This window comes from Massilia sp., assembly GCF_046293535.1.
Classification (GTDB): domain Bacteria; phylum Pseudomonadota; class Gammaproteobacteria; order Burkholderiales; family Burkholderiaceae_D; genus Telluria.
Window position 1 is genome coordinate 1 of record NZ_JBKBOV010000018.1, and the last position, 11,982, is coordinate 11,982.

General features: G+C 66.2%; 11 protein-coding genes and 1 pseudogene. 7 read left to right on the plus strand and 5 right to left on the minus strand.

Annotated features, from left to right (window positions below):
* The 7 genes and pseudogenes from ACK4S9_RS11580 to ACK4S9_RS11610 form a co-directional block, all read left to right on the plus strand.
* A pseudogene (locus ACK4S9_RS11580) lies at positions 1–301 on the plus strand (hypothetical protein); the annotation flags it as partial.
* A gap of 280 nt (positions 302–581) precedes the next feature.
* Positions 582–848 (plus strand): DUF493 family protein, encoded by a 267-nt coding sequence (locus tag ACK4S9_RS11585; RefSeq protein ID WP_409725686.1) that lies wholly within the window; start codon positions 582–584, stop codon positions 846–848.
* Between the two features lie 88 nt (positions 849–936).
* Positions 937–1,626 carry a lipoyl(octanoyl) transferase LipB gene (gene lipB, locus ACK4S9_RS11590; RefSeq protein ID WP_409725688.1) on the plus strand — a complete coding sequence of 230 codons (690 nt, stop codon included), beginning with the start codon at positions 937–939 and terminating at the stop codon, positions 1,624–1,626.
* Positions 1,627–1,651: 25 nt separating this feature from the next.
* The gene (gene lipA, locus ACK4S9_RS11595) at positions 1,652–2,638 is read left to right on the plus strand and encodes a lipoyl synthase (RefSeq protein WP_409725690.1); all 987 of its coding nucleotides are present in this window, start codon (positions 1,652–1,654) and stop codon (positions 2,636–2,638) included.
* A 154-nt stretch (positions 2,639–2,792) separates the two neighbouring features.
* A complete protein-coding gene (locus ACK4S9_RS11600; protein ID WP_409725691.1) occupies positions 2,793–5,732 on the plus strand; it encodes a glycosyl hydrolase 115 family protein in 2,940 nt (979 codons plus the stop codon).
* A 91-nt stretch (positions 5,733–5,823) separates the two neighbouring features.
* A complete protein-coding gene (locus tag ACK4S9_RS11605; protein WP_409725693.1) occupies positions 5,824–7,800 on the plus strand; it encodes a helicase-related protein in 1,977 nt (658 codons plus the stop codon).
* A 228-nt stretch (positions 7,801–8,028) separates the two neighbouring features.
* Positions 8,029–8,448, plus strand: a complete 420-nt coding sequence (locus ACK4S9_RS11610) for a PaaI family thioesterase (protein WP_409725695.1) — start codon at positions 8,029–8,031, stop codon at positions 8,446–8,448.
* 8 nt (positions 8,449–8,456) lie between these two features.
* On the opposite strand, the gene ACK4S9_RS11615 is transcribed toward ACK4S9_RS11610, so the two are convergent.
* The 5 genes from ACK4S9_RS11615 to ACK4S9_RS11635 all read right to left on the minus strand — a co-directional run bounded on the left by ACK4S9_RS11615 (position 8,457) and on the right by ACK4S9_RS11635 (position 11,977).
* Positions 8,457–8,969: a TlpA disulfide reductase family protein gene (locus ACK4S9_RS11615; protein ID WP_409725697.1), complete on the minus strand. Its 513-nt coding sequence runs from the start codon at positions 8,967–8,969 to the stop codon at positions 8,457–8,459.
* 50 nt (positions 8,970–9,019) lie between these two features.
* Positions 9,020–9,652, minus strand: a complete 633-nt coding sequence (locus ACK4S9_RS11620; protein ID WP_409725699.1) for a BON domain-containing protein — start codon at positions 9,650–9,652, stop codon at positions 9,020–9,022.
* Positions 9,649–10,242, minus strand: coding sequence for a phosphoheptose isomerase (locus tag ACK4S9_RS11625; protein ID WP_409725701.1), 594 nt, complete (start codon positions 10,240–10,242; stop codon positions 9,649–9,651). The genes ACK4S9_RS11620 and ACK4S9_RS11625 overlap by 4 nt, the downstream gene beginning before the upstream one ends.
* 86 nt (positions 10,243–10,328) lie before the next feature.
* Complete coding sequence (locus ACK4S9_RS11630; protein WP_409725703.1) at positions 10,329–10,685, minus strand: YraN family protein; 357 nt, start codon at positions 10,683–10,685, stop codon at positions 10,329–10,331.
* A 26-nt stretch (positions 10,686–10,711) separates the two neighbouring features.
* Complete coding sequence (locus ACK4S9_RS11635) at positions 10,712–11,977, minus strand: penicillin-binding protein activator (protein WP_409725705.1); 1,266 nt, start codon at positions 11,975–11,977, stop codon at positions 10,712–10,714.
* Between the last annotated feature and the right edge of the window lie 5 nt (positions 11,978–11,982).

Below are 11,982 nucleotides of genomic sequence, written 5' to 3' on the forward strand. Positions count from 1 at the left end.
CGAGCGTGCCGCGCGCTGGCACCGCGGCGATCGTGGCGAACGTGGCGAACGTGGCGACCGTGGCGAGCGCGGCGAACTTTCCGCGGGCCGCCGCGCGCGCCCGCAGCCGGTGGTGGCCATGCCGCAGCCGGCCGCGCCGAGCATGCCGCCGCCACAGGCGGTCGCTCCCCCGCCGCCACGCGTGATGGCGCCGCCGCCTGCGCCGATGGCGGCTCCGCCCGCGGCGCCGCCGGCGCGCGCCAGGCTCGAGCACCGCGCCGACACCCTGGACCGCGGCCGGCCCCACGAGAGGGAGCGCTGACGCGAAGGGAGCGTGCGGCGGCGCCGTCCATGCCGCCGTTTGCGCCGTCCGTCACGCCAGAATGCCGTTCGTCACATGGCGCTCGCGATGTGGACGGCGGAGGAATACAGTGGCATCACTCGCTCGCAGGCAGCAGCGCTGCTCCGAGCGACCCCATGTCCCGCTATTCTTCCCATTCCAAAAAGAATAGTTCAGGCCGGCCACAGCGCCGGCCTTTTTTTTCGCCGCTGCAGCGCCATATGGGATTGGCTACAATGCCGCTTTACACAGGACAAATATCATGGACCAGAAAGAATCCCTCATCGAATACCCGAGCGACTTCCCGATCAAGGTGATGGGTGCGACGCATGCCGATTTTGCTTCGACAATTGTCGAAGTGATTACGCAACTGGATCCGACTTTCCATGCTGGCAAGATGCAAAGCCGTCCTTCGTCCAAGGGCAACTACACCGGCCTGACCGTCACCGTGCGCGCCACCAGCCGCGAGATGCTGGACGACGTTTACCGTGCACTGTCGTCCCATCACATGGTGAAAATGGTCCTGTAAGAATCGGACGGGACCGACGGCCGGCGGGCACGATGCATCGCGCTGGCTTATAATGACAGGGCTGTCCATATTCCCGCCCTATACCCACATGTCCGCTACCCGTCCCGCCACGCCGCTGATCCGTGAGCTCGGCCGCGCCGACTACGAACCGACCTTCGCCGCCATGCGCGCCTTCACCGACGCGCGGTCGCCCGATACGCAGGACGAGCTGTGGATCGTCGAACATCCCCCCGTCTATACGCTGGGCCTGGGCGCCGACCGCGCCCACGTGCTGGCGCCCCATGACATTCCCGTGGTCCAGACCGACCGCGGCGGCGAGGTGACCTACCACGGTCCCGGCCAGGTCGTGATCTACCTGCTGATGGACCTGCGCCGCAACAAGCCGGGCGGCAAGCTGTACGCCCGTCAGTTTGTGGCAAAAATCGAACAGGCGGTCATCGAGGTGCTGGCGGCGTATAATCTTGCGGGCGAACGCGTTGCCGGGGCGCCCGGCATCTATATCGCGCAAGGCCCGCGCAAGGGCGCGAAGATCGCCGCCCTCGGCCTCAAGGTGCGCGGCAACGGCTGCACCTACCATGGCGTGTCGCTGAACGTGGCGATGGACCTGGCCCCGTTCACGTGGATCAACCCGTGCGGATACTCGGGCCTGGCCACGGTCGACATGCGCACCATGGGTGTGGAAGCCCCGCTGGCGGATGTCCAGCAGGCGCTGGCGCAGGAACTCGTGCGCCAACTGGCATCGACCGAAGCGGTCGAGCTGGAACCGAACAATCTCTGAATGGAGCCCGCCAGGGCACAAGCCAATGACTACCGACACCAGCAACGTCCCTGCTCAAGCCTACGACGCCACCGAGAAGCAGAAGGGCGCCAGCAAGACCTCGCGCATCCCGATCAAGATCGTCCCGATCGCCGACACCGAGCGCCTGAAGAAGCCGGACTGGATCCGCGTGAAAGCGGCCACCGCTTCGTCGCGCTTCTACGAGATCAAGGACATCCTGCGCGCCAACAATCTGGTGACTGTGTGCGAAGAGGCGAGCTGCCCGAACATTGGCGAATGCTTCGGCAAGGGCACCGCGACCTTCATGATCATGGGCGACAAGTGCACCCGCCGCTGCCCGTTCTGCGACGTCGGCCACGGCCGTCCGGACCCACTGGACATGAACGAGCCGGGCAACCTGGCCAAGACCATCGCCGACCTGCGCCTGTCCTACGTCGTGATCACCTCGGTGGACCGCGACGACCTGCGTGACGGCGGCGCCGGCCACTTCGTCGAGTGCATCACCAAGACCCGCGCCCTGAGCCCGAACACCAAGATCGAAGTGCTGGTGCCGGACTTCCGCGGCCGCCTGGAAAAGGCGCTGAACATCTTCGCCGACGGCCTGCCGGACGTGATGAACCACAACCTGGAAACCGTGCCGCGCCTGTACAAGGAAGCGCGCCCGGGCGCCGACTACAAGCACTCGCTGGTGCTGCTGCGCGACTTCAAGAAGATGTACCCGACCGCGGTCACCAAGTCGGGCCTGATGGTGGGCCTGGGCGAGACCGACGAAGAGATCCTGGAAGTGATGCGCGACATGCGCGAGCACGACATCGACATGCTGACCATCGGCCAGTACCTGGCGCCGTCGAACTCGCACCTGCCGGTGCGCCGCTACGTGCACCCGGACACCTTCAAGATGTTCGAAGAGAAGGCCTACGAGATGGGCTTCGTGCACGCCGCCGTGGGCGCGATGGTGCGTTCCTCGTACCACGCCGACCAGCAGGCGCACGAGGCGGGCGTCGCAGCGTAAATATCTTCACACCCCGTTACGAGGGCCGGCACCGCGCAAGCGGCGCCGGCCTTTTTCATTCTCCGCACTCCCGTTTGACTTGCTGCCCCGACAATAATAGACTCTGATGATTGCGCTAACATATTAATGTTTGGCCATAACATACGGAGGGGACATGGCAGCACCAGCGAAACGCGGCAGCGGAATCGGAAAACGCATCATGGGACGGCTGCTGTGCTGCCTCGCGCTCGGCCTGAGCATGGCCCTGCCGGCTGAAGTCCACGCGCTCGGCACAGCGCGCTTCGTCGACGTGCAGGGCAAGGAAGGCGTCCAGCTCGTCGCCAATGGCCGCGCCGCCCCCATCGTGGTGGGCAAGGACGATTACCCCGGCGTGCTGCGCGCGGCGCGCGACCTGCAGCGCGACATCGAGAAGGTCACCGGCAGGGCGCCGCAGTGGCAGACCAGCGCAGCGGCGGCCAGCGACCTCATCATCGTCGGCACGCTCGGCCGCCATGCCCTCATCGACGAACTGGTGAAACAGGGCAGGATCGATACGCGCGCGCTGGCGGGCCAGTGGGAAGGTTTTCTCATCCAGGCGGTCGAGAACCCGCTGCCGGGCGTGAAGCGCGCCCTGGTCATCGCCGGCAGCGACAAGCGCGGCAGCATCTACGGCATCTACACGCTGTCCGAGCAGATCGGCGTCTCGCCCTGGCACTGGTGGGCCGACGTGCCGGTGTCCCGCCATGCCGCGCTCAGCGTCCCGCTGGGCACGCGTCTGGTGGACAAGCCCGCGGTCCAGTACCGCGGCATCTTCCTGAACGACGAGGCGCCCGCGCTCACCAACTGGGCCAAGGAACGCTTCGGCGGCTACAACCGCAAGTTCTACGAGCAGCTGTTCGAACTGATGCTGCGCATGCGCGCCAACTACCTGTGGCCCGCCATGTGGGGCTCGGCCTTCTACGACGACGACAAGGGCAACGGCGAGCTGGCCGACAGCATGGGCATCGTGATGGGCACCTCGCACCACGAGCCGATGATGCGCGCGCACCAGGAATGGGTCCGCTACGGCAAGGGCCCATGGGACTACGGCCGCAACGCCGACACACTGCGCGCGTTCTGGGCCCAGGGCCTGCGCAACACGCGGGACTACGAGAAGGTGATCACGATGGCGATGCGCGGCGACGGCGACGAGCCGATGTCGGAAAGCGCCAACGTCGAACTGCTCGAGCGCATCGTGCGCGACCAGCGTTCGATCATCAGGCAGGAACTGAACCGCGATCCGGCCACCGTCCCGCAGTTGTGGGCGCTGTACAAGGAAGTCCAGGAATACTACGAGAAGGGCATGCAGGTGCCGGACGACATGCTGCTGCTCTGGTGCGACGACAACTGGGGCAACATCCGCCGCCTGCCCACGCCTGAAGAACGCAAGCGCAGCGGCGGCGCCGGCGTGTATTACCACTTCGATTACGTGGGCGGCCCGCGCTCCTACAAGTGGCTGAACGTGACCCAGATCGCCAAGGTCTGGGAGCAGATGAACCTGGCCAACGAGTACGGCGCGAACCGGCTCTGGATCGTCAACGTGGGCGACCTCAAGCCAATGGAAGTGCCGACCGAGTTCTTCCTCGCCTACGCCTGGAATCCGCAAGCCTGGCCCGCGGAGAAACTGCCGGACTACCTGCAGGCCTGGGCCGCGCGCGAGTTCGGCGCGCAGCAGGCCGGCCGCATCGCCTCGATCGTCGAACGCAACACCCGCTACAACGCGCGCCGTCGTCCGGAACAGCTGGAGCCGACCACCTACAGCTTGAGCGCCTACGACGAAGCCGAGCGTGTGGTGAACGACTACAACGCGCTGGTGGAAGAAGCCGGCCAGGTCGGCAAGGCCCTGCCTAAGGCGATGCGGGACGCGTACTTCCAGCTGGTCGAGTATCCGGTGCGCGCTTCCGCCAATGCGCTCGACATGTGGGTTTCAAGCGGCAGGAACGCCCTGTACGCGCGCCAGGGACGCGCCACCACCAACGACATGGCCGCGCGGGTGCGCAGCCTGTTCGACCGCGACGCCGAGCTGACCCGCCAGTACCACGGCGTCAATCGCGGCAAATGGAAGCACATGATGTCGCAGAACCGCTTCGGCTACACCAACTGGGCCCAGCCCTACCGCGACGTGATGCCGGCGGTGTCGGAACTGCGCCTGCCGGAGCCGAGCGCGCCGGGCGGCATCCGCGCGGCCGATCAGATGGGCGTGGTGGTGCAGGGCAGCCAGGCCGTGTGGCCGGCCTATGGGCTGCAGCACATGAGCGTGCCGGCGCTGGACGTGTTCGACAGGCAGCCACGTTATATTGAATTGTTCAACCGCAGCAGGGAACCCTTCGACTATGCGGTCAAGGCCAGTCATCCGTGGATTCGGCTCAGCCACGCCGCAGGACGGATCGACAAGGAGCAGCGCATCCTGGTGGACGTGGACTGGAACGCCGTCCCGACCGGCAGCCTGGAGGCCGAGCTGACGGTGACCGGACCGGAAGGGGCGAAGGTGCTGGTCAAGGTGCCGGTGCACAAGCCAGCGGACCTGTCGCCGCAGTCCGCACAGGGACACGTGGAAAGTGGCGGCGTGGTGGCGATCGAGGCCGAGCATTTCAGCCGTTCGCACGCCCCGCGAGGGCGCACGTGGCTGAGGATTCCCGGCTACGGCCATACCCTGTCGGGCATGACCACGATGCCGGGCGCCGCGCCTGCCTTGTCGGTCGACGACGGCATGCGCCTCGAGTACGACGTGCACCTGTTCCGCGGCGGGGAGGTGAAACTGCACACGGTGCTGGGTCCGACGCTCAAGTTCCAGCCCGGTAAAGGCTTCCGCTTCGGGGTCTCGATCGACGACGGCCCGGTCCAGGAAGTCAACGTGCACGCCGACGAGTCCGAGCAGTACTGGAACAAGCTCGTGTCCGATGGCGTGGCCAAATTCGTCACCACGCACCGCGTGGACCGGCCGGGACGCCACACGGTCAAGTTCTGGGCCCTCGACCCGGGCTTGGTGCTGCAGCGCCTGGTGATCGATGCGGGCGGGCTGCAGCCGAGCTATCTCGGCCCGCCGGAAAGTCCCTACTATCCGGCCAAGCGCTAGCGGCCGGAGCAGGGCTTGCGCAGGGGAACGGAGCCATGGATGTTCGCGTGCTGCGATATAGTGATGGCAACATGACATCACGCAAGCAACCATGAATCCATCCCATCCTCCTTCGGACGACACCGAACACGACGACGCCTTCCTCGAACGCGAGCTCGACTTCGCCGAGCGCGGCATCGAACTGGTCAAGATGGAAGGCCGCGTCTTCCTGCGCTTCTCGGGCGAAGTACGTTACGAGGGCCTGCGCGTGCCCTACCGCCTGGTGCCCGCGCGCGGCGTGCTGGCCAAGCCGAGCAAGTGGCGCAAGATGGACATGCTGGCGCGTCGCGACCTGCTCGAGGAACGCGCCACCCCGGACGCCATCGAGGCGCTGCAGAGCGAAGCCGAAGCCTTTGTGCGCGACATCGCCGAGGAGGCCGACGATTTCGGCTGGAACCCGATGCTGTTCCTGCACGTGCTCGACGAGCTGGAGACCTCGGAGCCGGCCGAGTTCGTATTTCAGCGCATCTCGCAGCGCCTGACCCACGCCATCGAGCGCGAGCAGGAAGAACGCCATGCCGCCCGCACCAAGGAAAGCATCAACCTGGCCGAGTATCCGGAATCCTTCGAGGTGGCCAGCCGCATGGGGCGCAAGTTCATCGCCCTGCTCGGGCCGACCAACTCGGGCAAGACCCACCGTGCGATGGAAGCGCTGGCCAAGGCCGCGAGCGGCGTCTACCTGGCTCCCTTGCGCCTGCTGGCGCTGGAAAACTACGAGCGCCTGCAGAACGCCCGTCCGCATGGCAAAGAGATCAAGGTCAGCCTGATCACCGGCGAGGAGCGCCGCATCGCCGAAGACGCGACCCACGTTGCCAGCACCGTCGAGATGCTGGATACCAAGACGCAGGTCGAGGTGGCGGTGATCGACGAGATCCAGATGCTGGCCGACCGCGACCGCGGCGCCGCCTGGACCGCGGCCGTGTGCGGGGCGCCGGCCTCCACCGTGTTCCTGGTCGGCGCGCCGGAAGCGCGCCGTGCCATCGAGGCGCTGGCCGAGCGCCTGGAAGTGCTGCTCGAAGTCCACGTACTGAAACGCATGGCGCCGCTGGCGATGGAACCCTCGCCGGTGCGCAAGCTCGGCAACCTGCGGCGCGGCGACGCCGTCATCGCCTTCTCGCGGCGCGACGTCCTGATGTGGCGCGACATGATCACCGAGAAGGGCCTGTCCGTGGCCACGGTGTACGGCAACCTGTCGCCCGAAGTGCGGCGTGCCCAGGCCGAGCGCTTCCGCGAAGGGCAGGCCGACATCGTGGTCGGCACCGATGCGCTGGCCATGGGCCTGAACATGCCGATCGCGCGCATCGTGATGACCACCACCGTCAAGTACAACGGCTATGAGGAAGAAGAGATCTCGGCGGCGCTGGCCAAGCAGATCGCCGGCCGGGCAGGGCGCTACGGGGTGCACGAAGAGGGCTTCGTCGCCGGATACGACGAGGACACCCATCAGGTGATGCGCGCGCTGATGAAGGAAAAGATTCCGCCGGTGGCGGCCACCGGCTTTGCGGTGGCGCCCTCGCTCGAGCAGCTGCACCGCATCTCCTCGGTGACGGGCGAGACCTCGCTGGTGAAACTCTTGAAACGCTTCGTGCACAACATCGACGTGCCGGACGGCTTCTTCTATCCGCGCATCACCGAAGAGCAGAACGAGCGCGCCGAGTGGCTGGACACCTTGCCCCTGAGCGTGGCGGAGAAGTTCATGCTCTCGCTGGTGCCGATCTCGACCAAGGTGCCGGTGCTGCAGAGCGCCTGGGAGCACTGGTCGCTGTCGCTGGCCAAGAAGAAGGTGTGCAAGCTGCAGCCGCATCCGCAGGAGCTGTTCTACATGAACCTGCAGGAGGTGGAGGACACCTGCCGCATGTATTCGGCCTATGCCTGGCTGGGCTACCGGCAGCCGGAGTATTTCCCCAGCATCGCCGAAGCGCAGCAGCTGGCGCGCGAGGCCTCGGAACGGGTGGATGCGATCCTGCAGCAGCAGAATGCGGCGGCGAGGCAGCGTGGCGGCTCAAGCGGGGGCAAGCGCAGGCGTTAGGCTTTGTTATGAGAAATTCGGTTCCCGCCTGCGCGGGAACGACGTATCTGGGTATGTGTCCACAAGCGCGTTCGTCGTCCGCGACCTGAAAACCGTCGTACTCCCCACTGGGGCCTACGACTTCCGGCGAAGGCCGGAATCCAATTCCCAAGCACCGCCATCAGCTCCATGCCTGCACAATCGGCACGCCCAGTGTACGATGCCGCCTTTGTCACAACGGCATCGCTCATGAACCCGAAATACACCCCCGAATCCTTCAACGACTTTGGCAAGTCCTTCTTGCCCGGCCACCTCGGCATCCGGATCACCGAAGTCGCCGAAGGCCGCGTCAGCGCCGAACTTCCGGTCACGCCCCAGCTGCTGGCCCCGAACGGCTACCTGCACGCCGGCAGCGTGGTCACGCTGGCCGACACCGCGGCCGGCTACGCCTGCGTCGCCCACCTGCCGGAAGGCGCACAGAACTTCACCACCATCGAACTGAAGTCGAACCACCTGGGCACCGCGCGCCAGGGCACCATCGCCGTGGTGGCGACCGCGGTCCACCTGGGCCGCACCACGCAGGTGTGGGATGCCACGGTCACCGACAAGGACAGCGGCAAGACCATCGCCCTGTTCCGCTGCACCCAGATGATCCTTTATCCGAAATAAGCCAAGGCCTAAGAAGCCAGCTCTTTCTCGATCAGCTTGTGCAGGGTCGGGAAATCCGGCTCGCCCACGTACTGCTTGATGATCCTGCCCTGCTTGTCGATCACGAAGGTGGTCGGGGTCAGGCTGACGTCGCCGAACTGCCTGGCGATGTCGCCGGCCGAGTCGATCGCCACCTTGAAGGGCAGCTGGCGCGTCTCGGTGAAGTTCAGCACGTAGTTGGGCGGGTCGTACTGCATCGCCACCGCCACGAACTCCAGGCCTTGCGCCTTGTACTTGTTGTAGGTCTCGACCATCTGCGGCATCTCCTTGACGCAGGTGACGCAGGAGGTCGCCCAGAAGTTCACCATCACCACCTTGCCGCGCAGGGACTCGGTACTGATCTTGTCGCCGGCGATGCTGATGAAGGTGACGTTCGGCGCGGGCGGGGCGCTGGTGAAGGAGGCGTAGCCGATGCCGGCCAGGGCCAGCACCACGGCGGCAGCGGCGGCGGGCTTGATCCAGGAGCGGGAAGAAGTGGTCATGATGGGAGCGGATGAAGAAAAACGGCAGGACCGCAGTCCTGCCGTTGGCATTAACCCTGTGCCTGGAAGGGCTGGTTGGCGCGCGGGTCTTCGTCGGCAATGTATTCGAAGATCTTGACGACCTTGACCACGCCCGGCACGCCCTTGGCGACGTCGGCGGCGATATTGCCTTCACGCTGGGTGACCAGGCCCTGCAGGTAGACGATGCCGCGCTCGGTGGTTACCTTGAAGGCGGTGGCCGAGACGGTCTTCTTGTCGACCAGGCTGGCCTTGACCTTGGTGGTGATCAGGGCGTCGTTCGAGCGCGAGGTGTAGCTCGACGGGCCGGCGATTTCCAGCTCGTTGATCACCGAGACCACGTTGTCGATCGCGCGCACTTCGCGCTCGGCCGCCTGTTTCATCGTGTCGTCGCGCACTTCGCCGGTCAGCAGCACCTTGCGGTTGTAGCTGGTGACGTTGATGTGGCCGTTCTCGCCGGTGAGCTGGCGCAGCTTGAGCTCGGCCTTGACGTTGATCGCCTTGTCCTCGGTCTGCATGCCCAGGGTGCGGCGGTCGTTGGCCGACAGGACTGCCGTGGCGGCGCCGCCGACGGCCATGGCCACGCAGCCCGACAGCGATGCCGCGAGCGCGGTACCCAGGACGATTTTGGACAGCAGGCCGGCCAGCGGGCGCAGTTTGGTCATTCCTCTTCTCCTCCGAACAGTGCGACGTCGATGCCGTCGCAGATGCAGTGAATCGCGCACAGGTGGACTTCCTGGATGCGCGCGGTGCGTGCGTGAGGCACGTTGATGTGGATGTCGGCGTCGGTCAGCATCTTCGCCAGCGCGCCGCCGTCCTTGCCGGTGAAGGCGACGATGCGCATCTCGCGCTCCAGCGCCGCCTCGACCGCGGCCAGCACGTTGGCCGAGTTGCCCGAGGTCGAGATCGCCAGCAGGACGTCGCCGGCCTGGCCGAAGGCCTGCACCTGCTTCGAGAAGATGTCCTTGAAGCTGTAGTCGTTACCGACCGCCGTGATGATCGAGGTGTCGGTGGTCAGCGCAATCGCCGGCAGCGGGAAGCGCTCGCGCTCGAAGCGACCGACGAGCTCGGCAGCGAAGTGCTGGCAGTCGGCGGCGGAACCGCCATTGCCGCAGGCCAGGATCTTGTTGCCGTTGGACAGGGCGCTGAACATGAGTTCGACCGCCTGCGAAATGGGTTGTGCCAGGGCAGCAGCCGATTTCATCTTGAGATCGGCGCTCTCCTGGAAGTGAGCGAGGATGCGTTGAGTATTCATAACCGGGAATTATAGTGCAGTGGCAACCCGGGTCGGGCAACCACGGTAAAAATTGCTTACATTTAAAAATACGCGCTTAACACCACTTAGTCGATGACATTCTGCAGCCATTCGAGCTTGTCGCCATCGATGGCGACAACGTCGAAGCGGCAAGGCGGTGTGACGGGAAAGCGCAACAGGTACACCTGGGCCGCGCGCACCAGGCGGCGGATCTTGGCGGGAGTGATGCTGGCGGCAGCGCCGCCGTGTTCGCTTCTAGCGCGCTGGCGCACCTCGACGAACACCAGGGTATCGCCATCGCGCATGATCAGGTCGATTTCGCCGCCCTTGCAGCGAAAATTTTCTTCGACCGGCTGCAAGCCGTGGCGGCGCAGGTGGAGCAGGGCGACCCGCTCCCAGTCGCGGCCCTGGGCTTGCCGCGGTGACAGGCGCAGCGGCCACATGGTAGAGCCTGTTCCAGTAGAGGTTCTCAGCGCCCGAAGGCGACCGTTTCGTATATGCCGCCGCGATACACCGTACCGGTCTCGACGCGGCGGAAGCCCCCTTCGCCGGCTCCCATGTCGATCGACAGGCGGCCGGTGACGCCGTCCAGCTCGAACGGGGCGCCGCGGCGCGCGGCCAGTTCGCGGGCGATGCGGAAGGCGTCGATGCCGAGGGCGTACAGACGCTTCATGTCGTAGCCGCCGGTCTCGCCGCTCCAGCGCGGATAGCTCGCCACCAGCGGGTTGTCCGGTTGCACGGTCCAGGGCAGGTCGAGGATGCGCACGCCGGCCAGCTCCGGTCCGCCCATGGCCGGGTCCGGGCCCGGGTTGATCGAGCCGGTGCCATAGGTTGGCAGCGAGGTGCCGATGGCGCTGCGCACCTGGCGCAGCTGGACCGGGTCGAGGGCCGCGAACACCAGTTGCGGCGGGTCGACCTGCATGCGCGCGCGCAACTCGGCCAGCGCGTTGGGATCCACGTAGCCGTCGCTGCTGGGCAGTTCGACGGTGGCGTTGTTCAGGCCCAGCCGCGCCCAGCGCGCGGCGAAGGCGCCGGACAGGCGCTGCTGCCATGCGGCCTTCCCGGTCAGCACCAGGGCGCGCGCGCCCGGCTGTTCCGCGGCGGCCCAGTCGGCCACCTGGCTGGCTTCTTCTTCGAGCGACAGGCCGACCACCAGCAGCTGGCGCGGCAGCGGGCCATTGGTCTGCGGGTGATTCAGGGCAATGGTCGGCTTGCTCACGATGCCGCTGGTAGCCAGCGCGGCCACGGCGGGGCGGGTGAGAGGACCGACCACGATGTCGTTCTGTTCGCTGGCGCGCGCATAGGCATCGAGCGTGGCCTGCGCGGAATCGCTGGTGGGAACCAGGTTGACGGTCACGCCGTTGCGGTCGCGTTCGTAGCCGGCCATGAAGCCGGCGCGCAGGGCTTCGGCAGGCTGGGCGAAGGCATCGGACTGCAGGGGCAGCAGCAGGGCGATACGTACCCCTTGCACGCCCGGACGCTCGAGGCTCGATGCCAGCGGACGGCCATTCGATGGCCCCAGTTCGATCGGATTGGTGCGGACCGGGGAGGGCGCCGGCGGTGGCGTATAGCCGGGTTCGGCAGGTGGCGGGCTTGCACTCGACGCGGCGGGCGCGCAAAATCCGCCCGGTACGCCGCAGCCCGTGTCCGGCGGCAAAGGCGTGCTAGCGCAGGCCGTCAATAAACCAAGCGCGGCCGTCGCCAGCAGCGCCCTGATATTCTTCTTCTTCAACATCGGAA